Raw genomic sequence first — 26365 nt, forward strand, 5'->3', positions numbered from 1 at the left:
CTAATTAGGTTGGTATTTTTTATGAAAAGGGCGGAGTATGGTATTAGTATTTTACGTTTGAGTGATATTGCTCAAGAATTGATACTATTTTATCCATTGTCTCTTTTGATGGAGGGTTAACACCATCTAGAGGGTAATCATGGCCTAAAGCTTCCCATTTGTGAGCGCCTAACTTGTGGTAAGGCAGAAGCTCGATTTTCTCGATATTGTCCATATCCTTGATAAAGTCACCTAGCATGTGGGCCGCTTCTTCATCATCCGTATACCCAGGCACAACAACATAACGAATCCAAGTTTTTTGGCCAAGCTTATGAAGGTAGCGTGCAAAGTCGAGCGTACGTTTATTTGATACACCGATGAAGTCATGGTGGATTTCATCTTTCATGTGCTTGAGGTCAAGCATCACCAAGTCAGTGGCTTCAAGAACTTCATCAACCACGTCCGTATGTTTACGGATATAACCGTTTGTATCAAGACAAGTGTGTATACCTTCCGCTTGAGCTGCGCGGAAGAAATCGCGAATAAACTCTGGTTGCAGCATTGCCTCACCACCAGAACATGTAACGCCGCCGCCAGAGGCGTTCATAAAGTGGCGGTAGCTTTTTGCCTCATTAATGATCTCTTCAACCGTCACTTCTTTACCGCCATGTGTGTCCCAAGTGTCTCTATTGTGACAATACATACAGCGCATTAAGCAGCCTTGCATAAACACGATAAAACGGATTCCAGGTCCATCTACAGTTCCGCAAGACTCGAAAGAATGAATACGACCGGTTGTTGACATGAGCTCATCTCTAATAAGTTATTTGTGCGTTATTTTATTACAAAAAGTGGGGTTTAAATAGGGCTTGGGAACGTTATCGACAACATTTTGCTAAATAAGAAAAAAAAACATACTTGGGCTAAAATGTATGTTATAAAAATGTTATAAAAGATAATGATATTAATAAAAATTACAACATTATGGCTAGGCGCGTGTTTTTACATCCTATTGATGTTTAAGGAATATTTATGAATATGCTTGCGCTATCACAAAAACAAAAAGTGATGTTGTTCTTAGTCATACTGACGCTTGGGTTTGTCCTTTTAGCGTGGTTCTCAGCATCTCGGTTAACGCAAATGAGCGAGCAATATCATGCGAGTAGTGATATTGCGGTAGGCTCTATGTCCATTTATCAAACGCAGAGTCAAATCCTTACTCTGAGTAGCGAATTAGATAACCTCAATGGCTCGCAAGTTCAGCAAGCGAAACAAGACATTACTGCAATTGTTGACGCAGTAAAAGTGAATGCAGAGTTCTTAGCGCAGCTTGACCTTTCCAATCAATCGAATACGTTAAAGAGTACGGTGAGTAACTTTGAGTCCGCGGCTAACCCTTGGCTGGACTTAAAGCAAGAACTCGGATTTAGTATTGATGAAGGTAAACTGGGTGAGTTAAAGCAGCTCGCGACCATCATCGAGAAAAAGATCGAAGAAACAGGGATGGTAACGCTCAACTCAGATTTCCAAGCAATGGTTAAATCACAGCAAAACTACCTACTTCAACCGAATGAAAAAAACCTTAAGTTGTTTAATCGAGCAATGGCTGGTTTTGAAAGTATGTCCAATGTTTATGCAATGTTGGACCTTTATGAAAAAGAGATTGAACAATATAAGGCGACGTTTACCAGAGTCAGTGAGTTATCTCAAGAACTTGGTTCCGTTGAACAACAACTTCTTTCAACCAAATCCACGTTAACTCAGTTGATCGGTTCGATAACCAATGAGTTAGGTGATATCTCTAACCAATATCAAACTTCAGCGGAAAGTGTTTCAGAGCAAACTTTGTGGTCGGTTTTGGTTGCCTGTGTAATTTTAGCGATACTGACTATCGCTATTTTTATTATGCAAAGTACATCGTTGTCGCGCTCTTTGACGAAAACGCGCGAAGTACTCAACAGTGTTTCCCAGGGGGATTTATCAAAACGGATGGCAATGAGTCGTAATCCTAATGATGAGTTTAATCAACTTGCGAGCAGTATTAATGAAAGTTGTGAAAACTTGGGTGGCTTAGTTCACGATGTTCAAGAAAGTAGCCAAGTGCTATCGGGTAATGCAGCTGAGTTAAACCAAGGTTTTGATATGCTTGCTCATCACCAAAGTGAGATATTAGGTCAAACTCAGCTACTCGCATCGGCAACGGAAGAAGTGAGTGTGACAACGCAAGAGGTGTCTAATTCACTTGAATTCGTTGCTGATATCAGCCGTTCTTCAACTCACTCTGCTGAAGAAGGAGCCAAAGTTATCGGTGCGGCGATTGGTTCGTTAGAAGAGGTTGGGGCGATCCTTACATCCGCGGCTGGGCATATCCAGCAGCTTGAAGAGGCATCGTCTAAAGTTGATTCGGTAATGGAAATCATTAATGGGATCGCAGAGCAGACAAACTTGTTAGCACTAAATGCGGCGATTGAAGCAGCGCGAGCAGGGGAGCAAGGTCGCGGTTTTGCTGTAGTTGCCGATGAAGTGCGTAGTCTAGCAGTGCGTACTGTCGATGCGGTGTCTGAAATATCTGAAACGATTGATACCATGAAGAAAGAGAGTGCAGAGGTAATTCAATATATCGGTAAGTCTGAATCATCAATGACGACAGGTCGCGAGCGTGGGCATGAAGCGATGGAAGCATTGAAAACGATTACAGAAACGACGGATGAAGCTTCTCATCAAACTGAGGTTATATTTAGCTCGATTAAAGAATTGGCAACAACTAGCCAATCTATGGCGGATAGTATGACTCAGATTTCCGGAGCGATGAAAGAGTTAGAACAAAACAACGAGCAGTTGCGTGGTATTAGCAATGCGGTTCTCAGTCGCTCTGGCAGTCTAAATCAAGACTGCCAGAGATTTAACATTTAGAAGAAAGCGTAAAGAGAAAGGCTTCCGTTACCATATAAGGCATCGGAAGCTTCTTTGTAATCGGGAGTTTTAGCGGCTGAGCTGAGTGTGGCACCAAAGCCACTGCCATACCAAGCAATACCAGCAACCGCTGTAGCTTGGATATTCTCCAGAGTTACATCATACAGATCTGGATTGGTAATATTTGGGTCTTCTTCAATACCTGGGCGATAACCTTCTACTGTAAAGTCATTAAATCGATAACGCCCCTCTACACCAGCAAAAATGAACCAACCAGATTTGGAACCGCCAAGCATCCCTGGTCTAAAGGTGTATTCATTGTCTATATGTGCCGCGCCCATGCTTCCGGCAAGATCTGTCCCCCATCGGAACATAAAACCTGTCGATATATCTGAACGAAAGTTACCAAAATTGCCTTCCGTTACATTAGATATTTCAAAATCCGTGTTGGCGATTGAGCGTGCGCGCATCATATTAAAGTGCGATAAGTAACCAATACTACCGACTCGCGCATCTTCGATTTGATACTCCCAACCATTCGGCTCTTTAGATCCTGTCAAACTATGCACGATACTTTGTGCTCTGTCTGCTAGCGAGCTTTCACCGGTTGTACCGATAGTTAGGTTAAATCGTTGTGCTTGCTGAGGGTGAAGGCTGATGTAATTGAATTCAGTATGTAAATACCCGGCGTAAGGTCGTTCGTTTTGGAGAGGGTAATCGGCAGAGATATTACTTGGTGTGTACATTTTGTGGCCGATTGAAAACTCGACTTTATCGAGTGATGCGGCTCCCCACATTGAAAGACTGAGTGGCGTGAACAACCAATGAGGATTAATGGCACGAGATGTGTAGGTCAAGAAAAGTCCGTTCGTGTAGTCTTGGTCTACGCCAAACAAGCCATCGTTATCTAAGGCAAAAGTGACGGTTGAGCGCTCAGAAGCATGAGCGCCTAATGAAATGAGTAGCAAAGAGATAAGCGATGTTTTTTTAATATTCATTCTACCAGTACGACATGTTGAGAGAAGAAGGTTAACCTGAAGCTAAACTAAAGTGTATTGATAGTTAAAGCAATTTTTATGCCGTGGATATTTTGACGGAGAGTTGGAGGTAAGTGAGTGACTTTAGATAAAAAAAGCCCCGCTTAAACTAAGCGGGGCTTCAAACATTCATTCAGCTGAGAATTATAGAGACTCAGTGAAAGTACGTGCGATTACGTCAGCTTGTTGCTCTGCAGTTAGAGAGTTAAAGCGAACAGCGTAACCAGATACGCGAATTGTTAGCTGAGGGTATTTCTCAGGGTGCTTAACTGCGTCTTCTAGAGTACCGCGGTTAAGAACGTTCACGTTTAGGTGTTGACCACCTTCAATGCCAGCTTCGTGGTGGAAGTAACCATCCATTAGGCCTGCAAGGTTAGCACGTTGGCTATCTTCTTCTTTACCTAGTGCATTTGGCACGATAGAGAATGTGTAAGAGATACCATCTTGTGCATCAGCGAACGGTAGTTTACCTACAGAAGTAAGTGACGCTACAGCACCTTTCTCATCGCGACCGTGCATTGGGTTAGCACCAGGAGCGAAAGGAGCACCAGCTTGACGACCGTCAGGCGTGTTACCAGTCTTCTTACCGTATACCACGTTTGAAGTAATAGTTAGGATAGACTGAGTTGGGATTGCATCACGGTACATCTTAAGCTTACGGATTTTGCCCATAAACGTAGAAACAAGTTCACATGCGATGTCATCAACGCGAGCGTCGTTGTTACCAAATTTAGGGTAGTCGCCTTCAACGTTAAAGTCGATTGCAATGCCGTCTTCGTCACGTACAGGTTTAACTGTTGCGTACTTGATTGCAGACAGAGAGTCAGCTGCAACAGAAAGACCAGCGATACCACAAGCCATAGTACGACGAACGTCACGGTCGTGTAGAGCCATTAGAGACGCTTCGTAGCTGTACTTGTCGTGCATGAAGTGGATGCTGTTTAGTGCAGTTACGTACTGCTTAGCTAGCCAATCCATGAACGTATCTAGGCGAGCCATAACGTCATCGTAGTTTAGTACTTCGTCAGTGATCTTCTCGCCAACAGGACCAACTTGCATCTTCAGCTTCTCATCGACACCGCCGTTGATTGCGTAAAGCATAGTCTTAGCAAGGTTAGCACGAGCACCGAAGAACTGCATTTGCTTACCAACAATCATTGGAGATACACAACATGCGATTGCGTAGTCGTCAGATGCTAGGTCAGGACGCATTAGGTCGTCGTTTTCGTACTGGATAGAAGAAGTATCGATAGATACTTTCGCACAGAACTTCTTGAAGCCTACAGGTAGCTGCTCAGACCAAAGAACAGTGATGTTTGGCTCTGGAGAAGGACCCATAGTGTACAGGCTGTTTAGGAAACGGAAGTTAGTACGTGTAACTAGTGTACGACCGTCGATACCCATACCACCCATTGACTCAGTTGCCCAGATAGGGTCGCCTGAGAATAGCTCATCGTATTCTGGAGTACGTAGGAAACGAACCATACGTAGCTTCATTACGAAGTGGTCAATCATTTCTTGTGCTTCAACTTCTGTGATCTTACCAGCAGCGATATCGCGCTCGATGAAGATATCTAGGAAAGTTGAAGTACGGCCTAGAGACATAGCTGCACCGTTTTGAGACTTAACTGCCGCTAGGTATGCGAAGTAAGTCCACTGGATAGCTTCTTGAGCAGTTTGAGCTGGCTCAGAGATGTCGTAACCGTATTTAGCAGCCATAACTTTGATTTGACCTAGAGCACGGTGTTGCTCAGCGATCTCTTCACGAAGCTGCATTGTCATTTGAAGGTCTTCACCGTTTTCAAAACGCTCTTGTAGAGAAGCGAATTGAGCTAGCTTGTCCTTCATTAGGAAGTCGATACCGTATAGAGCAACGCGACGGTAGTCACCGATGATACGACCACGACCGTATGCATCAGGAAGACCAGTTAGAACACCAGACTTACGACATTTTAGGATATCAGGAGTGTAGATATCGAAAACACCAGCGTTGTGTGTTTTGCGGTACTCAGAGTAGATTTTAGAGATTGCTGGATCAAGTTCGCGATCGTACGCTTTGCATGAACCTTCAACCATACGGATACCACCGTTAGGGATGATAGCGCGCTTAAGTGGTTTCTCAGTTTGAAGACCAACGATAGTTTCTAGATCTTTTTCGATGTAGCCTGCATCGTGAGCAGTGATGGTAGAGATAACGTCAGTATCGAAATCTACAGGTGCTTTAGTCGCGTTTTCCTGTTTGATACCTTCCATTACCTTAGCCCAAAGAACGTTAGTTGCTTCAGTACCTTCAGAAACTAGGAAAGATTCGTCGCCTTCATACGGCGCATAGTTCTTTTGAATGAAATCACGAACGTTTACTTCGTTTTGCCAATCACCTTCAGCAAAACCTTCCCAAGCTTTAGCAAATTGCTCTGCCATGACATACCTACCTTTTTAGTAGAAAAAACACGTACCTATCTAACTATTGAGCCAGTTAGACTCCCATCACTGGGGCGGTACACTCTTATGAATAACAATATGTATAGTCTCTAATTCTAAGAACCGAAAGTGGTCATAAAACTATAAATATTGTCACTACTTTTTAAATGGTGTCTTACTAACTTGTTTTCAAGGATAGACTAAAAAAAAATTGCAAACCTTAAACTAAATCAATAAAACGCAGAGTTACTAAAAAAAATTTAAAACTAAACCTTGATACTCAAAAAAAGTTGAGAGCCAAAAAGGCTCTCAACATCATTTTCTATAGGAACGCAGGGATTCCGTACTGACCTTCTAGCATACCAACTGCTAGCATTGCAACTAGACAGATAACAAGTACGCCTACTGGGATAACAATTTTATCGACGAAAGACAGGCGAGCTGCACGCTCTTTGTCACCAATTAAACCGTTGTTATCTAGTAGCATTGTTAATGCCCAAGCCAGAACAGGGTTCACGACTGCAGAGCCAAAGATACAGATACCTGCAGCTTGTGAATCTTTTGAGTCTTTAACCATCTGCATACCTGCTTCAAGTAGTGGTAGAGATACACCTACAAGAAGAGCAACACGCATTACTGGTGGCCATACAGCGATATCCATTGGGAAACCAAGAATCGCAACGATGATACATAGTGAACCTAGTAGAATCGCACCACCTGGAATAGGGCGTTTAGCAATGGCTGCTGGGATCATGTAAGTACCCCAAGATGATGTGATGTTACCACCACCAACTGCTGTACCTACCATCTGACGAACTGAACACATAGTCATGGTGTCATCGACATCCATTAGGACTTTTTCTGACTTTTTAGGGTAGTTCAGCTCTTGGAAAATACGGTGACCAAGGAAGTCTGGTGACCACATAGCAACGGCTAAGATAGCGAATGGCAGAGATGCGATGAAATGTTGCACATTTGGTAGACCAAGCATCCAGCCTTCTTCAGTACTACCCCACCAGTAAACAGGGTTTAGGTTTGGTAGACCTGTCTCAGTCACAAATTTGATATCAAAACCAGCGCCAAGTACAAGAGCAATAGCGAGACCTGTGAAAGCACATACAGGGATGGCTAACCAACGCTTGTTCACTTTAGCAAGGAATGCATAAAGACCAATGGTTACCGCAAGAACAATTAGGCCAATGTATCCCATACTGCCAGCAGCTACAGTGTCAGATTGTAGACCAACAGCCCAAGATTGGATTGAGTTGATTTGGCTCATTGTACCGGTTAGGCCAAGGAAGATAAGCAAACCACCCGCAGTACCTTGAGAGGTTAGGTTAACCAGTTTAGAGCCACCTTTTAGCAGACTCAGAATAAGACCAAATACACCAATTAGGATTGCCAATGCAAGAGGGTGAGCACCTGCTAAAGCGATAGTGCCGATAAGGGGGATCATTGGGCCGTGGTTACCGGCTAAGTTTGCTTTCGGGTTAATGAAGCCTGAAGCAAGTACACAGAAGAGTAATGCTGGGATTAACATTTCTACACGTGCGACTTCGATAGCAAAATCTTTACCTAAGTTGACGTGGTCCCATGCTGCGGTTAAACCTTCTGCCCAAGACATCATTACCGCAGAGTACATTGCGATAATACCAATCGTACCTGCAAGTGCTGGTACCAAATCTTCTAATTCGAAACGGAAGTCACGACCAGGAAGGTTCAGACCAAAGCGACGTGGCTTCATGATCTGCAATTCGTGGTCTAGATAATCGCTACGGCTTTCAAATTCAGAAGCTGGACGGTGCAGCTCTTGATAGCTCTTGTTTTCGATATCCGAATCAGAGTGCGGTTTATTGACTGCGTCTGACATAGATTCCTCATATTTTAAAAAGTTAATGATTCTTGGAAGAGTCGCCAGTAATTATTGTCATTTGGCGATCTAGTTAAACTTGCTTAGCTTCCTGCATTTAGTTTCTTCCTCTATCTTCTGTAGCTCAAAACTAGCGTGCTTAAGCATAGACGATAGAAAAGACAAAAATTTGCTTATTGAGGCTTTTATCTTTGTGGCGAGTTTAACGTGCTAACCCTTAAGAGTGATTGATTTAGATCACTTTATGACAGTATGTGAAAGAAAACTACACAGTTATACAGGGAAGTTTATATGGCGTTAATTATCTCTGAAATTAAATTTCACAATGTAAGGTTTATAAGACAAGTTTTATAAGGTGAATCTAAGTTCATAAGCGTCGATAAAGGAGTTGAGATAGATCGTACTTTTATAAATTTGTTAATATCTTGTTGCGTTGGCAAATGTGTTGCTTGGTTTGATTTATGCGATAAATAAAGTGTATTTAACTAAAAGCTGAATGTTTAATCATATATTGTGGCTAGATATCCCTATGTCCTAGGTTAATAATTTGTTGCATGTTTTTGGGTCTAATGCTAGTTTGTATCGCAATGTGGACAGAGAGTCACGTTAACCTTACCTATACGTTCGAGGTGAGGAAAAATAATAACAGGGAGTTAGGCGCATGAAAGATGTACCAGCGCTAGATATAAAAGAATTACACAAAACCTTTGGTCAAAATGAAGTACTAAAAGGTATCTCATTAGAAGCTCACAAAGGTGACGTCATTTCAATTATTGGATCTTCAGGTTCCGGTAAAAGTACCTTTCTTAGATGTATTAATCTTCTTGAAACACCGACTCAAGGTGAAATCTGGGTTAACGGTGAACTGATCCAGATGAAAAACAATCGCCAAGGTGAAGCCGTTCCAGCGAATGAAAAACAAGTCCAACGCATCCGTTCGCGTTTAGCCATGGTATTTCAAGGGTTTAACCTTTGGTCTCATCTTACTGTTCTTGAAAACGTAATCGAGGCGCCTGTTCACGTGTTAGGAGTACCTAAAGCGCAGGCAATTGAAAATGCAGAAGTGCTACTTAAAAAAGTAGGGCTTTATGAACGTAAAGATTATTACCCAGGTCACTTATCAGGTGGACAGCAACAGCGTGCGGCGATCGCTCGTGCATTGGCCGTTGACCCTGAAGTTATGTTGTTTGATGAGCCGACGTCAGCCCTCGATCCTGAGTTGGTCGGTGAGGTACTTGGTGTTATGCGAGATCTTGCGGAAGAAGGCCGAACCATGTTGGTTGTAACTCATGAAATGGCATTTGCTCGTGATGTATCGAATCACGTTATGTTCTTGCATCAAGGTCTAGTCGAAGAACAAGGTCACCCAGACAAACTATTTACCAACCCAGATTCGGAGCGCCTCAAGCAATTCGTATCTTCTATTTATTAGTCGCGGTTAGAAGCGGCAAACACAACACACCAATTTAAAAGAAAAATCACAGGAGTATGGAAATGAAAAAGTGGTTATTAGCTGCAACACTGGCAGCAACTGCAGTAACTGGCGTAGCGCAAGCGAAAGAATGGAAAACGGTTCGCTTTGGTATTGAAGGTGCATACCCTCCATTTAGCTGGACTGAAGCTGACGGCTCTCTAAAAGGCTTTGATGTGGATATGGCTAACGCTTTGTGTGAAGAGATGCAAGTGAAATGTAAGATCGTTGCTCAAGATTGGGATGGCATTATTCCTTCTCTATTAGCTCGTAAATACGATGCAATCATCGCTGCAATGTCTATTACCGAAGAGCGTAAGAAGAAAGTGGACTTCACTGGCAAATACGCGCTTATCCCAAATAAATTTATCGCGAAGAAAGGTGCAGGTCTTAACTTCGACAACCTTGAAGGTCAAAAGATCGCCGTTCAGCGTGCGACGACACACGACAAATACCTAACAGATAACTACGGTAAAAAAGTCGATATCGTTCGTTACGGTTCTTTCGATGAAGCTTACCTAGATCTAGCAAACGGTCGTGTTGCAGCGGTTCTTGGTGATGCATCGGCGCTAGAAGAGGGCGTTCTAAATAAAGCGGGTGGCGAAGCTTATGAATTCGTAGGTCCTTCACTCACTGATCCAAAATGGTTCGGTGACGGTTTTGGTATTGCGGTTCGTAAGCAAGATAAAGACCTAACCAAGAAGCTAGATGCAGCAATTCTTTCTCTACGTGAGAAAGGTGTCTACCAAGATATCGCAGCTAAATACTTCAACTACGACGTTTACGGTCAGTAATTCGTCGGATACAGCCGCTGATTTATGTTCCTAGGAGTAGTCAGCGGCCTAGTTCTATTTCAGTCTAGGGATCAGGAACTCACCTATGCTAGATCTACAAGGATACGAAGCCTCTATATTTAAAGGGGCCATAGTGACCATTGAGGTGGCACTACTCTCATTACTGCTAGCAATGATATTAGGCATGCTTGGTGCGCTTGCAAAAATGGCACCTTATCGCTGGGCAAGAGCGATTGCTACGCTCTATACCACCGTCATTCGCGGTATTCCCGATTTGGTTTTAATGATGCTGATATTTTTCGGCGGACAGATCTTACTAAATAACAGTCTTTATTCGATCAATGAGTGGTTAAATGAATGGTTTACGTCTAGCGATCCGAACCATGAGTGGACCTCTTATCTACCGGATTATATCGATGTAAGTCCTTTTGTTGCGGGCGTTTTAACTATCGGATTTATCTTTGGCGCATACATGGCCGAAACATTCCGTGGTGCAATTATGGCTGTCGACAAGGGCGAGCTAGAAGCAGGTAAAGCGTATGGTATGAGCTCTGTTATGTCATTTCGTCGCATTTTACTACCACAGATGATTCGTCATGCCTTACCTGGTTTTGGTAACAACTGGTTGGTATTGCTGAAAACTACAGCGCTGGTTTCGATCATTGGTCTGGAAGATATGGTTCGAGTCAGTGCGCTAGCGGCGGGCTCAACTAAAATGCCGTTTACCTTCTACATGGCCGTTGCCATGGTATTCCTACTATTCACGAGTGTTTCGACTGGTTTACTTAAGCTGGTGGAGCGCAAATTCAGTATTCATGCGAGGTAGGATATGGATTTTTCTCTGATTATTGAAAGTTTACCAGTCTACCTTGAAGGTTTGTGGACCACTGTATGGTTGGTGAGCTTAGCGTTAGTAATTGGCTTGTTTGTTTCGATACCACTTGGTGTTGCAAGAAATAGCCATAACTACTTTATTATGGGGCCTAGCTGGGCGTTCATTTACTTTTTCCGCGGTACGCCACTTTTAGTCCAGCTGTATCTGATTTATTACGGAATGGATCAGTTTTTCCCAGTTAAAGACACTTTGTGGGAAAACGCATGGTTTTGTGCATTGGTAGCCTTTGTATTGAATACTTCAGCCTATACCGCTGAGATCATCCGTGGTGCGATTAATGGTTTGCCAAAAGGCGAGGTTGAAGCTGCGAAAGCATACGGCATGAGCAATTTCATGACCTATCGCCGTATTATTTTGCCAAGTGCGTTGCGTCGTGCACTGCCTGCTTACAGTAACGAAGTCATCTTCATGCTTCATGGCAGTGCGGTAGCGGGTATCGTAACTATCGTTGATTTGACTGGTGCAGCTCGATTAGTGAACTCACGCTATTACGCGCCATTTGAATCCTTCTTGACGGCCGGTCTGTTCTACATGGCACTGACCTTTATTATTCTTTGGTGCTTTAAATTGGCAGAGAAGCGATTCCTCGCTTATTTGCGACCGTTAAGTTAGTTTGATAACGGCACCTTAGGGTGTCGTTTTCTTTTCTGTTAACGCGCTTCAAAAATTCTAACCTACTTATCATACTAAAGTTACATTCAAACTTTCATTAATTACACTCGCGAAAATCAATATAAAAGATGTATAAATATGAGTGAGTTACATTCGCGAATTGGATTGTGTGCGGTTCTTTGTTTAAGCCTTTTCGGATGCGGTGGCGATAGTGGAGGAAGCTCTGTTGAACCTCCTAAGCCGTTAAGTGATGTTGAAAGAGCTATCCAAACCGGTGATGCGACCCTAGTGTCAGATCCTAGCGAGTTCATTGCACATAGCGATGTGCTTGTTTCGACTTACAAGCAAACATTCAATCAGATCAAACGTGCAATAAACGGCAGTACCCAACAGCTAATTTGGGATCCAACTCATGACGCTGCAATGCTGTCACCGACCTATGGCTTTAATGATTCTATCTTAGTCACCAACAAAGCAATCCAAGATGGGTATGATGATCAAAATCTGACTATTGGTGTGGCGGGCTATGCGAATTCAGTTAGTCGCTATGCAGTGCTTGGTAGTAATCCGTTTAGAACGGCAAAACGGTTTCCCGATTCAGTAAACGAAGAGATGAATCAATGGATGGAAAATCTATTGGCCTGGTTAAACGGTAAAGCATTGGGTAGCAATACCAACATTGTCATTGCGCAAATGGATCAGTCATATTATTTCCCTGATGAGGTTGCGACGCGTGAATGGCTAGATGATCGCTTTGACAACGCTGTTCAGTACAACACGGCAAATCAATGTGATGGTACTGCGTTACTCAGTTGTGTAGAGAGTAAGCCTGATCTGCTGATTGTTTCCCAGCACCTGCAAAATACGAGTGAGTTGGAAAACGTTTCGCAAGCGATTGAAAGAGCCCAACAGCTCACTATCCCAATTTTGTATCTGCATTGGGATGGATCAATGACTGAACTTGGTCAATCACTTTTTAACACATTTCATGTAAATTATGTTGGTGATAACTATTGGCGAAAGTTAGCTGTAGTGGATTGGCAGGCCAATGAGTTGCTTGACTCGGTCCCTGAACATGTAGAGCAGCAACAAGCTCTGTTAAAGCGTTTGAATGATGATTCGTTTACCGTAGATTTAACGCTATGCGACGACAAATCTTGTCCTACAGAGTCAAACATGGCTCAAGAGTTTTACTCTGCAGCTCAGAGTATTCGAGATCAACTACGCAATCTGGATGAGCAGGGCATTCAGCTATTTGATACTGCTGACTATGCGTATGAAAAATCTTTAGTTCTATTGGCTGACCACTATCGCCAAGACGTTCGATTCCCTATGGACAAAGAGAGCACTAAGCGCATCGACTTTTTGCGTTCTTATTTTGCGGATTATGTTCAGTACAACAGTCGCAAGGTCAACCAGCGTCAAGCGGATATGGGCAATTTCAGTCGAAGTGATTTTGGCGAAGAGGTGGGGCGTGTTACGCAAACTGTTAGCTTAGAATCAAAACGTCATTTTCGCGCCGCAGGAGTTTACGCCTTACCAGGGGAAACATTCAGCGTAACTCGCACTGACAATGCCCCAGTCGCCACTAAAATCGTGATTAATACCTTACGCAGTGGTGCTACCCATGAGTTTTCAAATAATGGGTATTCAAGACCGAAGCACCTTACCTCTTACGCGTATTCCATTGAACCTGGCGAAACTATTCAACTGACTTCGCCTTATGGCGGCCCTGTTCAAGTTCAGTTTGATAACAATAACGAACAAGTCGATTTAACTTTTCAGGGTGTAGCGCTTCATCCTGTATGGCGCGGCAGCGATGATAACGTCAGCTTTGTTGAGAAGCTCAATGCAGACTTGTTTGATTGGGCTGAGCTGATTACTCCTGGATTTGAAGTTCACTCTAAATCTAAAAAAATGATTGAGTCGATTGGCGCCGATGATTGGGCTGAGCCAGTTGATATGGCGCTGGCGACCGAGCAATACGTGCACAATCTCCCACATGCGCTTGCAGGGTTCCAAGGCCCTGGAATTGACAGTATTGATGATATACATCTATACTCTACGAACAAAGATTGGCAGATAGAAACCATCGATATCGTTAAACATATGAATGCCGACCAAGCGACATGTGGCTATGGATGTTCAGGTAATCCATATGATGCTTACTGGGCTTTTCATCCACTTGGTCATGGTGATCTGCATGAGTTAGGCCATGGACTCGAAAAAAGTCGTTTTCGTTTTTCTGGTTGGGATGGGCACTCAACGACGAACTATTATTCCTATTACAGTAAATCTCGTTACTACCAAGATACGGGTAAGGTTTCGAGTTGCCAGAGTTTAGACTTTAAAGGCCAGTATCAGATGCTACAGACAAGCAGGCAGCAAGCTGATCCCAATGCGTATATGGCCGAGCAGAACCAAACCGACTGGAGCTGGGGGGCAAGAGTCTTTATTCAGATCATGATGCAAGCTCAGAATGAAGGTGTGATCAGCAATGGCTGGCACCTATTAGGGCGATTACATATACTGGAACGCGAATTCAACCGACTCAAATCTTCCGATGAATTGTGGTTAGCAAACCGCTCGAAGCTCGGTTTCGATAGCTATTCGCGAGAAGAAGCAAATTCGATCTCTAACAACGATTGGCTGTTAATTGCATTTAGTGTCATCACTGACAGAGATATGCGCCAATATTTAGATATGTGGGGATTTAGTTTTAGTGATAAGGCCAAAACAGAGGTGATCGCGAAAAGCTTTGTTCCGATGCCATTGACCTATTTTGCGTCCAGTGAGGCAGGATATTGCGTCGATGAGTTCGCTACTTCACCGATTCCTATCGATGGAACAACGGCTTGGCCGATGAATTAATAAAAAGGGAGGCTCGCAGCCTCCCTTTTTATTCGTTGTTCTTTATCAACTTAATATGATGAGTATGGTACCGGCTAAGGTCATTAAAATATTCGCTATCGCATAAGTACCAGCATAGCCCAGAGCAGGAATCGTCGACTTAGCGTAGTCGTTAACGATGTCCATTGCTGGTGCACAGGTTCTGGCACCGATGATGGCACCAAATAGCAGTGCGCGATTCATCTTAAGAATGTAGGCACCGACTAAGTACGCAAACACGACCGGAACCACGCTGACAACGAAAGCTAAACCGATCACTTGAACACCGACTTGCGACAAGTGTTCAAACATCTTACCACCGGCACTTAAACCGATGCCGACCATGAATATCATAAGGCCTAAGTCTTTAACCATATTTAATGCGCCTTGCGGTACATAGCCAAATGTTGGGTGGTTAGCTCGTAAAAAGCCAAGAGTGATGCCTGATAAAAGAAGACCAACAGCGTTACCCAAACCAAATGAAACTTGGCCAAATGTCATGGTAATCAAGCCGAACATAATGCCCAAAATGAAGAAGCTACAGAATGCGAGTAGATCGGCCATTTGGCTGTGAATCGAGATGAAACCAATTTTCTCCGCTAAACCATGAACGCGACTTTTCTCACCACTAACCTGTAGAACATCGCCTTTTGCTAGGACGATGTCTAAATCCATAGGCATTTCGATTTGCGCTCGTACTACTCGGTTAAGGAAACAACCGTACTCAGACAGGTTTAAGTCGGACAGACGTTTACCGGCTATGGAGTCACTTTTTACAACGATCTCTTCTTCTACGATGCGAAGATCAAGTAAGTTACGGTCGAAAACTTCTTTACCGTTTCTGAAGCTAGGATCGAGTCGAGCATGGCTATCTGGGAAGCCCACGAGCGCTATTTCATCACCTTGCTGCAAGATAGCATCACCATCTGGGTGGGCGAGGATACCATTGCGGCGAATTCGCTCGATATAACAGCCAGTTTGGCGATAGATACCCAGTTCACGCAGGTTTTTACCATCAATCCAATCAATTAGCTCTTGACCTACACGGTATGCTCGGATGATTGGAAGATAAACTTTACGTTGTCCTGTACTACCTAAACCACGCTCTTGAGCAATTTGTTGCGCCGAATCAGAGAGGTTTTGTTTTTGTAGTTTTGGCAGAAGTTTGGCAAACATAATCATGCTGATTAAACCAATCAAGTAAGCCATCGCATAACCTACGGATAGATTCTCAAGTACTAGGGAGAAATCCATGTTGCGAGGAACAGTCGCCAAGCCGGAACCCAAAGCGTCTTGTGCGCCTACAAGGACGGGGGTAGAAGTCAACGCTCCAGCCATCATACCGGCAGATAAACCAAAATCTAACCCAAGATAATGACTAGCGAAGTAGGTGATGCACAGAGCAGTAGAGAGCACAACCATACTCAATATGAAGTAGTGTTTACCGTCTCGAAAGAAGATACCGAAAAAGTTAGGCCCTGCTTCTATGCCGACACAGTAGATAAACAGCATAAAGCCAATGGTAAGAGCGTCCGCATTGAAGGTGAAACCTAAGTGCCCCATGATCAGAGCGGTGACTAGCACTCCAATAGAGTTACCAAGTTGCAGATTTCCAAAGCGAATTTTTCCAATCGCAAGACCAATGGCGAGAACCACAAAAATAAGGAGGATAGGGTTTTGCTCTAGCAAGTGTACGACGTTTATGTTCACGGGCAGTTCTTGATTCTGTGCCGGGATAAGTTAAGTGTGCGAATTGTATCTGAATAGCGCAAAATAAATAGTGAAAATTTTTATATTTTACTATTACTTTACTTAGTCAGTTTATATTTGAGAAAGCGCAGTATTAACCGAATAAAAGACAGAAAAAAAGTCGCTCAAGGCGACTTTTTAACATCTAATTCAATTACTCGTCGAAAAGACCTAGGTGCTCTTTTGCGTACGCTTCGAAGTCATCGCAACCACCGATGTGGTCTTGGTCGATAAAGATCTGTGGAACTGTCTCAACAGGTTTACCAACAGTTTTCTCTAGATCTGCTTTTGAAATACCTTCAGCATGAATGTCAACGTAACGGTAGTTGAAATCATCACGTTTTGCTTTCAGTGTTTCAGCGTGCTCTTTTGCGCGAACACAGAATGGACAAGCTGGGCGACCAAAGATAACTACGAACATATGTCTTTCTCCTATAGATTGTTAACAGCACTATGCCCGAATCAGTGTCGAAAATAAAGAAGCAATTACCTCTTGTTTCGATAGAGAAAACCTATTGATGATTTTTTAATCCCATTCTCCTTTTCATCAGGCGATAAAGAGAAATTGCTCGTGATTTGCACATATTTTGTGTGGGTATTTCTCACAAGTTGCACTGGTTCAATTTAATTCTGCGGATAGGTAGGCATGCTAAACTGAGTTTAGATTAGTAAGGAGTGTTTTGGTTATGTTTCAATTTATGACCTCGACGCGAATCATCTTCGGTGAAGGTGCACTGCAATCCTCACTCTCAGTGTTTAACCAATTTGGCTATAGTGTTCTATTAGTTAGTGGCCAAAATATGGATAGGGCTCGGCCCGTTATCGAATACCTTAAAGCACAAAATATGCGATACCAACATGTTGCTATTGCAGGTGAACCCAATATCACTATGGTGGAAGAAACGGCGTTAGTCGGGCGAAAATTTAAACCAGATATGGTTGTCGCAATTGGTGGAGGGAGCGTGCTTGATATGGGTAAAGCTCTTGCTGCGATTATCCCAAATCAAGGTGATGTTTACGACTATGTTGAAGTCGTTGGCCGAAGTGTACCAATCAAAACCAAACCTCTGCCCTTTATTGCTATACCGACGACAGCCAGCTCGGGAGCGGAAGTTACAAAAAATGCAGTGTTAAGGTCTGGGCAAGATCAAGTGAAGGTGAGTTTACGCAGTCCAGAGATGCTTGCAGATGTTGCAATTGTGGATCCTACACTGACCTATGGAACTGATCGGCTCACCTCAGGTAGAGGTGCGATGGATACCTTTACTCACCTGATGGAAGCGTATGTCTGTGGAGACCCTAACCCACTAACCGATATGGTTTGCGAAGAAGGCCTAAGGCGGTTGAATCGTTCATTATTCGCTGCCTGCTTGGAAGATGACTATAAAGCTCGTTCAGATCTGTCGTTTGCCGCTATGTTAGGTGGAATGGCGATTACCAATGCGAAGTTGGGGGCTGCTCATGGTTTAGCTTCAGCTCTAGGTGGGAAATTGGACGCGCCTCATAGTGTGATTACCGCACGCTTAGCCCCACATGTAATGAGAGAAAATGTTGTGGCTGCTGAATCTCAAGGTCGAAAAGATTTATTGAGCCGCTACCAAAAAATGGCTGCTATCTTATCCGATGATCCCAAAGCAGCAATAGAAGTGGGGATCACTTGGGTTGAAAATGTGTTGAACCGACTTGAATTGCCGCAGTTGCGTGATTTTGGTGTGTGTGCAACATCATTTGATACAGTGGTCGACGATGCTCTTAAGTCTGTCGCTATTAAAGGAAATCCCATCCCTCTTACGAAAGAGCGTTTGATGTTTATCTTAAAGCAGGTATGCGATTGTCGAGGGGAGTGCGAAACTTCGTCAGCTTCCGTAGGCTTAGCTGAAAGTCAGTTGATTCATAGTAGCCGTCCTAGAGTTACGACTAATACTTCTAAGTTAAACAACTAAAAAAGGAGCATTGTCTGCTCCTTTTCTATATCACTTTATCGACTTAAAACTGAGATAGCTTGTCGTAGCGCGAATCTTTTAGTGCGTCTTTTACTCGCTTAAGATTTTCACGGAAGCCAGAGCCTCGTCTTAGTGTGAAGCCTGTAGCTAACACGTCAATAACGGTCATCTGCACAACACGACTTGCCATTGGCATGTAAACGTCTGTGTCTTCAGGTACGTCAAGCGAGATCGAAAGAGAACTTGCTTTGTCCAGTGGAGAATCTTTTGCAGTAATCGCGATAACTGTTGCACCATTTTCACGGGCAAGATTGGCGATTTCAACAAGGCTTTTTGTACGGCCAGTGTGAGAGATCAGCACGACTACATCATTGTCGGTACAGTTGATGCAGCTCATACGTTGCATCACGATGTCTTCAAAGCACGTAATTGGAATATTGAAACGAATGAATTTGTTTTGAGCATCTTTCGCCACGGCTGAAGATGCACCTAGACCAAAAAACGAAATTCGTTTTGCTTGAGTTAACAAATCGACCGCACGATTGACTTGCATAGAGTCTAAGCTATTTTTTGCTACGTCTAGACAAGCCATAGTGGATTCGAAAATCTTATGTGAGTATGCGTCAGGGCCGTCATCTTCTTCAACGTTACGGTTTACATAAGGCGTGCCATTAGCAAGGCTTTGTGCCAAGTGTAATTTGAAGTCAGGGAAGCCTTTCGTATCTAGGCGACGACAGAAGCGGTTAACAGTTGGCTCACTTACATCAGCCATTTTTGCTAGTGTAGCAATACTAGAGTGAATAGCCGTCTGAGGGGAGGCCATGATAACTTCAGCAACCTTGCGTTCAGATTTGCTAAAGTTCTCTAGATTTTTCTGAATTTTTTCTAGTGTGTTCATAAGTGTTCACGAGGGTAAGAGAACAACTCACTGGATATACCAACCGAAAAAATCGAGAGGAAACAAACTGTTCCCTAATAGGTAATGACTATCCAGCGCCATGGGTTCAGTATAAACCTAAGCTGTAGGTTTAATGTAACAATTCTAGGGTTCAATTGGCTATAATATGACAAGCCTCAAACTAAATTTTATGAAAACTACACAAATCACATATAACAGCGAAGTTTTCTGGAGTCTTTGGCCTATATTGTTGCTGAAATTACAATTTTAAAGAAAGAAACTTTCAGCTTGCGTTTATCTTTTGAACGATAGTTTCAATTTTAGCCATTAACTTTGGAGCGGTTTTAGCAATATCTCGTTGCTCTTCTAGTACGGTGGTTAAAATATCTTTGCCTGTAAGCGGGTTTGCGAGTACCACACGGAAGACAATAGTATTGAGTCGATCCCAGTGCTCAGGGTTTAAACGAGTACGCGAAACAAAGGATTTGCCGGTTTCACGTTGGCGCTTTTGAATATACTTGGTCAGCTCATTGAGTAATTCGTTGAGTTCTGCTTTTTGCTCAGCGCTTGCTTTGGACAGAGATGCTCTAACGTGAGCTGGAAGAAAGCGATAAGTGAGTAAACAAAGCTCTGGATGCGACACCAATTCGAAATCTTCTTGATGCTCAATGAGCTCAGCAAAGTACTTTGCTTTTTCAATACTTTGGTCAATCAGCAGTTCATAACCTGGGCGGCTGATAATATGCATTGCTGCATAAACAAGCATTGCCATGCCTGAGCGTGAACCTTCTAAAGTATGACTACCTAGATCTTTAGAACCCTTACGTAAAATATATTGCGCGTGATGCTCAATTGATTTCATCGCGTCAGGGTTTTTAAACAGAACCATGCCAGCACCCATCGGGATATAGAGTTGCTTGTGAGCGTCAATAGTCACTGAGTCAGCAAGTTCTACACCGTCTAATAGATGACGATAGTTATTGGACATCAAGGTCGCACCACCCCACGCTGCATCAACATGGAAATGGCAATCCTCTTTCTGGCAGACTTGAGCAATTTCAGTCAATGGGTCGATGCTGCCCGTTTCTGTTGTACCTGCAACACCAATGACTGCAAATGGTTTGATGTTTTGCGCTTTGAGTTCAGTGATTTTTTCTTGAAGTGCTTTTGGGCAAATGCGGTTATTAGAGTCGGTTTTAATCGCGACAAGCCCTTCTTGGCCAATACCAAGTACGTCTGCTGCTTTTTTTAAAGAATAGTGGCCGCGTTCAGAAACTAATACTGCTAATCCTTCGTAGCCGTAATGCTTCATTGCTTTGAAAAGGCCTTCTTTCTCGACACCTTTAAACGAGCCTGTTGCTCTTAAAGCGTTGTTACGAGCTACCCATAGCGCTGTGATATTGGCAATTGTACCACCAGAGCAAAAAGCGCCTAGAGAGTGATTGGCACTGTGCATCCACTTTCCATAGAACTTATCATCACGGTGATAGATAAGGCGATGAAGCATGCCCAACACTTGGCGCTCAAGAGGAGTGAAAGCTTTTGATGTTTCGATCTTAACTAGGTTTTGGTTAAGTGCGATCATGATCTTGGACAGCGGCATTAAAAAGTAAGGCAGCGCTGATGTCATATGACCGATAAAGCTTGGTGCTGAAGTATGAACTGAGTGGGATACCAATGTATCTAAAAGATGTTGCGTATGGTCTGAGACGAATTCAGGTTGCTCTGGGATCGACGCGTTAGAGAAATCTTTTTCAATCTCTCTTAGGGGTTTTTCCTCAGCGACAATGTGTTCTTTCAGAAACTTATTAAGGTTACGTGAAAGCTCTTCGTCGATTTTGGTTAGCGTTGAGTCTGGCCCTTCAGGAACAGTGAAAATTCGAAGTAGACTTTCGAAGTTCACATCAGCCGTTTTGTGTTCAGATACCATACAGCTACATTGCTCTAATCATTTTTCTTGCAAGCGCAACAATCTAAACGAAAACGGGAGCAATGTCCCGTCTAAATTTGGCAAACTTAGTTTTAATTGCGTCAATATGCTTGTTAATTGAGCGAAATGTCGACAACTACTTAGTTGCAGGAAATGGACTCTAACTCACTGATTGACTTGTTATAGCGCTTAAGTGCAGCGTCAATCTTGGTTGGGTGGCTGAGAAGATCAGCAAATGCAGAGCGTAACTCGTAATTTTTTTCATGCGGTTTTGACTGACGGTCGTCAAAGGTCGTTTTCGCTAATTGACCAAGCTCATCACTGCGTGAAGAGAGAGTTTTAATGTCTTTTTGTTCAAGTTGCAACCAAGCTTCTACCGGTTGGTTCGTTGCTACTTTGGTACTGTCATTATCAATGTAGTAGTGGACCGCAGCACGGTTTAGTTCGAAATGATTTTTGCGGCCTTGCAAAAACCACTCGCTTACTTCAGTAAGTTCAGGGTACTGTTCCGAAGTGAGCGCAGATAAATCTTCATACCAATGCAGTGAAGCATCAATGTAGGCATCGTATTTTTTAGACAAACAAGCGTTATTGGCAGCCATTGCCACGGAAGAGGTGGCACCTAATAGCAGTGCAACGATCAGGCGTTTCATAATGATTCCTTTTGAATAATAGTTATATTTTCCCTCTTTGATAAAAGCAGCCAACTTGAGCATGGAACGCAAGATGCTGTTTGCTCGAGGGATGTGACTTTAAATTAGTACTTTCTAAAGTACTCTCTTGGGCTGAACGTTAATATAGTTAATTTGAATTTTAAATCCTGCGATCTAGCTTGCAAGAGAGACAAAGAATAGCATCATTACTGGTACAAGAACGCTAAGAATAAAGCCACTAACGATGGCAATAGGGACGCAGCGAACCCCTCCGGTGGTTTGAATCACGGGTAAGGTAAAGTCCATAGCGGTAGCGCCTGCATAGCCTATTGCAGTACAAGGTTTGGTACGGATAAACAATGGAATAAGCACCAGTGCAATGAGTTCTCTAAGCAGTTCTATCATGAAAGACGCTCCGCCATAGACTGGCCCAAATGCATCTCCCATTAGTATTCCGGCTAGCGAGTACCAACCAAAACCAGACGCCATGGCCAAGCCTCGATAAATATCGATATCTAATATATAGGCAGCAAGAGCTCCGCCGATCATAGAGCTGGTAATAATAACTAGCGCGATGACCATACCGTGTTTGTTAAGAAGAATTTGGCGTAACGTTAGGCCGCTATTTCTAAGTTGAATACCAATGAAAAACAGAAGTAAAAATAGGATCCATTCACTGGCTGTGTCGACCCAATGTAGGTCAAAGGGGAGGGCAAGGCCAAGAACCAAACCACTGCCAACGACAAGAATAAGCTTCATAGATTCTAGCGCCATGCTAGAAAGGGGTAACTTTTTTTGCGTGTTGTCTGTCTTGATAGGTAAAAATTTATCCACAAAAGGTAAGACAGCAAGGTTGGCTGTACTCAAACAAACAAAAAAGACTGCGGTAAACTTCAAAATAACTTGGAGGTTTTGCCCCAAATTATCGAGCGCAGCTAAACTCAACCCCATTAACGCTAAAATGACGTAAATAAGGTTTGAGGTAATGACGTTAATAGTATCGAGGCGAGAATTATTTGAAATCGATATCAAATACCCCACAACTAGTGGGGCAAATATGAAGATCATCCCTGAGAACATGTTACTTCCTGTAAATTACAAACCGCTTGCGCTGATCAATTCATCGATCTGTGTATTGAATTCAATATCACTTAAATTGCTGAGTTTGTACAGTATATCTGCACCAGTGACGTCAAATTCTACAAGATGTTCATCTATATCGTCATCCTTACGTCTGAACATAAGAATGTGATTAGCGATTCGGGCAACATCTAAGTAACTAACGGCTGCATTGCCGGTTGTTAGGATGTTATTTGAAGCAACTTCTAAGAAGTCGTCATCAAAGCCCCAGTTCTCAAGTACTAGCTTACTGGCGTTGGCACATTGGCGGTCAAAAATCTGGAAAGCGATATCTTCATTTAGGTAGTTACCATCTTCGAGATATTGATGGTATTCGTTAACGATACAAAATAGGCCGATATCGGCAAGCAGACCAGTCAGCAGTGCTTTATCCGATTCTAAGTTTTTATACTGAATTGAACCACTTTCTCTAAATCCGCGAGCAACCAATACCATGGTAGCTGCAAGTTCGCGGGAATTTGCAGCGCTCTGCACGAGTACTTTATTACATGAAGCACTTAGGTTTACAGAATGCTTAAGTTGTTCGATAGCTTGTGCGGTAACAATATCTCGTACACGTAAAATACCAAGACGAGAAACTGCAGTGACTAAGTCAGTACAAGTGATGTTACGACGATTGAAAATCACCGAATTGGCAACACGAATCACGATCGCCGCTAAACCAGGATCCTCTAGTAAACTGTCGGCCACATCAGCGACGGTTGTCGTATCTTGCGTGCATAGTCGCTGAATTTTGAGAACAACATCAGGGATAGGCGGTAGAGTAATATTTTTATGTGAGATTGAGTGTTCAATTAATTGGGAAAACTCAGACTCAATACCTTTAATAAGGTGCTCTTTATTCTCAGGAAGCCAGTAAAAAGATAGGTGATTCATATAGTGTCAAACAGTTAATTTACTTTTTACAGTGTAACGTTTCTTACTGGCAATAAGCAAATAATTGCTCTCCATTATTGATATTTTTCGTAACGATTTATAATTGGAATCTTCGAACGTCAGTATTAGATTAAAACTGAGTTTACGTGATTTATCTCTCATTAAAATATGAACGAAGTTTAATGGATGTGACCTATGCACAGACTTATTTCGTTTCGTTAACTATCATTTATCCACTTACTGGGATTAAACGAATAAAACTATTAATACCATAGTTTAATCGCAGGTTTTCGCTTAAAACTGCTGCTATCTGGTGATCATAAATAATCGGGGTTTAATGATTAGAAGGATCAATGGATATGACAGAGCAACAATTTATTCAATACGTTAACAAATTTGGTATGTTTCAAAAGCGTTCTATGTTCGGTGGGACAGGGTTATTCAGGGAGGATGCCATGTTCGCTTTACTTAGTGCGAGTAAGATTTTTATCCGTGGTGGGGACCAATTGGATAAAGAATTTACTGCTTTAGGCTGCGAAAAGTACCGCCATGTGAAAAAGCAAACAACGGCAACAGTAAACTATTACGATATTACTGAGTTGTTTATTGAAGGTGGTGATCAACTTGATGATCTTGTAAAGAAATCAATTGATTACTCCGTATCAGAACGTCAATTTAAACGTTCTGCAGCAAATCGTCGTCTACGTGACTTGCCGAATATGCAATTGACGCTAGAGAGAATGGTTAAGAAAGCTGGTATCGATGATGTCGATACTTTTATTGAATTAGGTGCACCTGCTGTTTTTGCAAGAGTAAAGCAAGCCTATGGTAGTGATGTCGATGTGAAACTGCTTTGGAAATTTGCTGGAGCGATTGATGGCATTCACTGGAAGCTTATTCAAGAACCACGTAAACGTCAGTTACTAGCAAGCTGCTAATTTAATTTCGACTAAGCTTTTGAAGTTTAGAGTGCTAGCGCTATTGCTGAGTTATACGAAATAGAATTAAAAAGCCGAGGTGATTATTAATCACCTCGGTTTTGTGTTTTTTCTGGCGAAGAACGCGCTTTAGAACTTAAAGCGAGTCGTGAACATTAGTTGATCACCGTAAGTGTCATTAATGCGAGCTTCACCACCGATAGAGAATAGTTCTGTTGAGTGGAAACGAGCATACGCTGAACCGATCCAATCTTCTTCGCTATCAATTGATGTGTAACCTACTTTACCACCAACCTCTAGCTGCGGACCTAACCATTGGCGAACACCAAGGTTTAGCTCTAAGCCAGTATCTGTACCGCTTGACTTTGAGTTGTCGACTAGGCGGAATAGCATTTCGCCGGTGAAGTCAGCCCAGTTGTTGATTGGAGCATGAAAACCAAAACCCGCGCCTGCGTCGAAATCACCTTCAAACTCAGAGTCAATACGACCAATTACGTGAGCATTAGGGTGTACGGTTTTGCTCATTGCAGCACCAAAAGTAACAGGGCTTGCACCGATACGAGCTTCAACGTAGTCGTAGCTAAAGTTACTCATTACTGTTGGGCTATTTGGATCAACTTGTGCAAAAGATTGACCAGATGCTAGCACTAATGCTGCAGCTAAGATTGTTTTACGCATAAGGACGATAAACCTATATCTTGTTAATTTCCTTGGTCTTTAGCGACGACTCGCCATGACGATAATGGGACATAATAATGCATCCGGGCAATAGCCACTATAGAAATGTCATTGTTTTGTCGTGTTTTAACCATTCCTGCAAGCGACATGCCAAAATCGATGACTTACTCACCAAACTCGAGGCGATTTTTGGCAATCGCTGCGAAAATGCGCTCTGGATCGAGAATTGTCGCCCAGGGCATCAGCTGCGGCTCATTTTCAATCATATATTGAGTCAGCTGCTGAGTGATGATGTCACGTAATTCGTCGCCACGCCACGGTTTCGCAATATAGAAATGTAAGCTTGAGTGATTAATGGCTTCAACGGTATCTTCAAGTCCGGCTTGTCCCGTAAGTAATACTTTGCGTGTTACTTGAGTCGCCGTTTGCTGATTTAACTCAATAAGAAAGCTGATCCCGGTCTGATCAGGCATAATATGATCACAAAGTATAAGCGCCAATTTTACGTCTTCTCTTTCTGCATCCTCGATAATCTGTTTTGCTTCGTCAACAGATTCAGCGGCTTCCAGCAAGAAGTGTTCTTCAAAGCAATCTAGGTCTTGGATAACGCTATCAAGCACTTCACGTTCGTCATCGACGCATAAGATAAGATATTTATTCATGGTTGATTCCTCGTCAA

Annotated in this window: 21 protein-coding genes; 8 read left to right on the plus strand and 13 right to left on the minus strand. The window is 42.9% G+C overall.

From position 1 onward, the window contains the following. Positions 1-43 precede the first annotated feature (43 nt). On the minus strand, positions 44-784 hold the full coding sequence (gene pflA, locus GVO60_RS06190) for a pyruvate formate lyase 1-activating protein (protein ID WP_159651947.1): 741 nt from the start codon (positions 782-784) through the stop codon (positions 44-46). A gap of 227 nt (positions 785-1011) precedes the next feature. On the opposite strand from pflA, the gene GVO60_RS06195 reads away from it, so the two are divergent. After that, the gene (locus GVO60_RS06195; protein WP_159651949.1) at positions 1012-2892 is read left to right on the plus strand and encodes a methyl-accepting chemotaxis protein; all 1881 of its coding nucleotides are present in this window, start codon (positions 1012-1014) and stop codon (positions 2890-2892) included. Here GVO60_RS06195 and GVO60_RS06200 read toward each other — a convergent pair. The 3 genes from GVO60_RS06200 to GVO60_RS06210 all read right to left on the minus strand — a co-directional run bounded on the left by GVO60_RS06200 (position 2889) and on the right by GVO60_RS06210 (position 8220). Further along, positions 2889-3884: a lipid A deacylase LpxR family protein gene (locus GVO60_RS06200; protein WP_371862437.1), complete on the minus strand. Its 996-nt coding sequence runs from the start codon at positions 3882-3884 to the stop codon at positions 2889-2891. The genes GVO60_RS06195 and GVO60_RS06200 overlap by 4 nt on opposite strands. A gap of 189 nt (positions 3885-4073) precedes the next feature. Then, positions 4074-6350 carry a formate C-acetyltransferase gene (gene pflB / locus GVO60_RS06205; protein WP_159651953.1) on the minus strand — a complete coding sequence of 759 codons (2277 nt, stop codon included), beginning with the start codon at positions 6348-6350 and terminating at the stop codon, positions 4074-4076. 322 nt (positions 6351-6672) lie between these two features. Next, positions 6673-8220, minus strand: coding sequence for a DUF3360 family protein (locus GVO60_RS06210; RefSeq protein ID WP_159651955.1), 1548 nt, complete (start codon positions 8218-8220; stop codon positions 6673-6675). Between the two features lie 661 nt (positions 8221-8881). Between GVO60_RS06210 and GVO60_RS06215 the strand changes: the two genes are divergently transcribed. The 5 genes from GVO60_RS06215 to GVO60_RS06235 all read left to right on the plus strand — a co-directional run bounded on the left by GVO60_RS06215 (position 8882) and on the right by GVO60_RS06235 (position 14863). Next, the gene (locus GVO60_RS06215; protein WP_159651957.1) at positions 8882-9652 is read left to right on the plus strand and encodes an ABC transporter ATP-binding protein; all 771 of its coding nucleotides are present in this window, start codon (positions 8882-8884) and stop codon (positions 9650-9652) included. 62 nt (positions 9653-9714) lie between these two features. Next, positions 9715-10485, plus strand: coding sequence for an L-arginine-binding protein AotJ (gene aotJ, locus GVO60_RS06220; protein WP_162596537.1), 771 nt, complete (start codon positions 9715-9717; stop codon positions 10483-10485). Positions 10486-10570: 85 nt separating this feature from the next. Continuing rightward, positions 10571-11311, plus strand: coding sequence for an ABC transporter permease (locus GVO60_RS06225; RefSeq protein WP_159651961.1), 741 nt, complete (start codon positions 10571-10573; stop codon positions 11309-11311). Between the two features lie 3 nt (positions 11312-11314). After that, positions 11315-11992 carry an ABC transporter permease gene (locus GVO60_RS06230; protein WP_159651963.1) on the plus strand — a complete coding sequence of 226 codons (678 nt, stop codon included), beginning with the start codon at positions 11315-11317 and terminating at the stop codon, positions 11990-11992. Positions 11993-12130: 138 nt separating this feature from the next. After that, positions 12131-14863, plus strand: a complete 2733-nt coding sequence (locus tag GVO60_RS06235) for an ImpA family metalloprotease (RefSeq protein ID WP_159651965.1) — start codon at positions 12131-12133, stop codon at positions 14861-14863. A 45-nt stretch (positions 14864-14908) separates the two neighbouring features. On the opposite strand, the gene GVO60_RS06240 is transcribed toward GVO60_RS06235, so the two are convergent. Further along, entirely contained in the window at positions 14909-16591 is a 1683-nt protein-coding gene (locus GVO60_RS06240; protein WP_159651967.1) for an aspartate:alanine antiporter, read from the minus strand. 193 nt (positions 16592-16784) lie between these two features. Further along, on the minus strand, positions 16785-17051 hold the full coding sequence (locus GVO60_RS06245) for a GrxA family glutaredoxin (protein ID WP_008077635.1): 267 nt from the start codon (positions 17049-17051) through the stop codon (positions 16785-16787). A gap of 265 nt (positions 17052-17316) precedes the next feature. On the opposite strand from GVO60_RS06245, the gene GVO60_RS06250 reads away from it, so the two are divergent. After that, positions 17317-18573, plus strand: coding sequence for an iron-containing alcohol dehydrogenase (locus tag GVO60_RS06250; RefSeq protein WP_159651969.1), 1257 nt, complete (start codon positions 17317-17319; stop codon positions 18571-18573). A 43-nt stretch (positions 18574-18616) separates the two neighbouring features. Here the strand turns inward: GVO60_RS06250 and GVO60_RS06255 are convergent, their stop codons facing one another. The 5 genes from GVO60_RS06255 to GVO60_RS06275 form a co-directional block, all read right to left on the minus strand. Further along, complete coding sequence (locus GVO60_RS06255) at positions 18617-19471, minus strand: MurR/RpiR family transcriptional regulator (RefSeq protein WP_159651971.1); 855 nt, start codon at positions 19469-19471, stop codon at positions 18617-18619. A 283-nt stretch (positions 19472-19754) separates the two neighbouring features. Beyond that, on the minus strand, positions 19755-21401 hold the full coding sequence (gene panP, locus GVO60_RS06260) for a pyridoxal-dependent aspartate 1-decarboxylase PanP (RefSeq protein ID WP_159651973.1): 1647 nt from the start codon (positions 21399-21401) through the stop codon (positions 19755-19757). Between the two features lie 140 nt (positions 21402-21541). After that, complete coding sequence (locus GVO60_RS06265; protein ID WP_159651975.1) at positions 21542-22054, minus strand: hypothetical protein; 513 nt, start codon at positions 22052-22054, stop codon at positions 21542-21544. A gap of 174 nt (positions 22055-22228) precedes the next feature. Beyond that, positions 22229-23134, minus strand: coding sequence for a LysO family transporter (locus GVO60_RS06270; protein WP_159651977.1), 906 nt, complete (start codon positions 23132-23134; stop codon positions 22229-22231). Positions 23135-23149: 15 nt separating this feature from the next. Beyond that, complete coding sequence (locus tag GVO60_RS06275) at positions 23150-24070, minus strand: HDOD domain-containing protein (protein ID WP_159651979.1); 921 nt, start codon at positions 24068-24070, stop codon at positions 23150-23152. 353 nt (positions 24071-24423) lie between these two features. Between GVO60_RS06275 and GVO60_RS06280 the strand changes: the two genes are divergently transcribed. Further along, positions 24424-25008, plus strand: a complete 585-nt coding sequence (locus tag GVO60_RS06280; RefSeq protein WP_159651981.1) for a TfoX/Sxy family DNA transformation protein — start codon at positions 24424-24426, stop codon at positions 25006-25008. Between the two features lie 129 nt (positions 25009-25137). On the opposite strand, the gene GVO60_RS06285 is transcribed toward GVO60_RS06280, so the two are convergent. Together GVO60_RS06285 and GVO60_RS06290 are read right to left on the minus strand one after the other, a co-directional pair. Beyond that, entirely contained in the window at positions 25138-25686 is a 549-nt protein-coding gene (locus GVO60_RS06285; RefSeq protein ID WP_159651983.1) for a hypothetical protein, read from the minus strand. Positions 25687-25850: 164 nt separating this feature from the next. Beyond that, positions 25851-26348, minus strand: coding sequence for a response regulator (locus tag GVO60_RS06290; RefSeq protein WP_159651985.1), 498 nt, complete (start codon positions 26346-26348; stop codon positions 25851-25853). Between the last annotated feature and the right edge of the window lie 17 nt (positions 26349-26365).

Source organism: Vibrio atypicus (assembly GCF_009811315.1).
Classification (GTDB): Bacteria; Pseudomonadota; Gammaproteobacteria; order Enterobacterales; family Vibrionaceae; genus Vibrio; species Vibrio atypicus.

Coding starts and splice junctions, on each gene's coding strand:
- GVO60_RS06225 (WP_159651961.1), top strand. CDS start 10,571: ATGCTAGATCTACAAGGATACGAAGCCTCTATATTTAAAGGGGCCATA.
- GVO60_RS06245 (WP_008077635.1), bottom strand. CDS start 17,051: ATGTTCGTAGTTATCTTTGGTCGCCCAGCTTGTCCATTCTGTGTTCGC.
- GVO60_RS06255 (WP_159651971.1), bottom strand. CDS start 19,471: ATGAACACACTAGAAAAAATTCAGAAAAATCTAGAGAACTTTAGCAAA.
- GVO60_RS06210 (WP_159651955.1), bottom strand. CDS start 8,220: ATGTCAGACGCAGTCAATAAACCGCACTCTGATTCGGATATCGAAAAC.
- aotJ (WP_162596537.1), top strand. CDS start 9,715: ATGAAAAAGTGGTTATTAGCTGCAACACTGGCAGCAACTGCAGTAACT.
- GVO60_RS06270 (WP_159651977.1), bottom strand. CDS start 23,134: ATGTTCTCAGGGATGATCTTCATATTTGCCCCACTAGTTGTGGGGTAT.
- GVO60_RS06215 (WP_159651957.1), top strand. CDS start 8,882: ATGAAAGATGTACCAGCGCTAGATATAAAAGAATTACACAAAACCTTT.
- GVO60_RS06250 (WP_159651969.1), top strand. CDS start 17,317: ATGTTTCAATTTATGACCTCGACGCGAATCATCTTCGGTGAAGGTGCA.
- panP (WP_159651973.1), bottom strand. CDS start 21,401: ATGGTATCTGAACACAAAACGGCTGATGTGAACTTCGAAAGTCTACTT.
- GVO60_RS06230 (WP_159651963.1), top strand. CDS start 11,315: ATGGATTTTTCTCTGATTATTGAAAGTTTACCAGTCTACCTTGAAGGT.
- GVO60_RS06195 (WP_159651949.1), top strand. CDS start 1,012: ATGAATATGCTTGCGCTATCACAAAAACAAAAAGTGATGTTGTTCTTA.
- GVO60_RS06285 (WP_159651983.1), bottom strand. CDS start 25,686: ATGCGTAAAACAATCTTAGCTGCAGCATTAGTGCTAGCATCTGGTCAA.
- GVO60_RS06280 (WP_159651981.1), top strand. CDS start 24,424: ATGGATATGACAGAGCAACAATTTATTCAATACGTTAACAAATTTGGT.
- pflA (WP_159651947.1), bottom strand. CDS start 784: ATGTCAACAACCGGTCGTATTCATTCTTTCGAGTCTTGCGGAACTGTA.
- GVO60_RS06290 (WP_159651985.1), bottom strand. CDS start 26,348: ATGAATAAATATCTTATCTTATGCGTCGATGACGAACGTGAAGTGCTT.
- GVO60_RS06265 (WP_159651975.1), bottom strand. CDS start 22,054: ATGAAACGCCTGATCGTTGCACTGCTATTAGGTGCCACCTCTTCCGTG.
- pflB (WP_159651953.1), bottom strand. CDS start 6,350: ATGGCAGAGCAATTTGCTAAAGCTTGGGAAGGTTTTGCTGAAGGTGAT.
- GVO60_RS06275 (WP_159651979.1), bottom strand. CDS start 24,070: ATGAATCACCTATCTTTTTACTGGCTTCCTGAGAATAAAGAGCACCTT.
- GVO60_RS06235 (WP_159651965.1), top strand. CDS start 12,131: ATGAGTGAGTTACATTCGCGAATTGGATTGTGTGCGGTTCTTTGTTTA.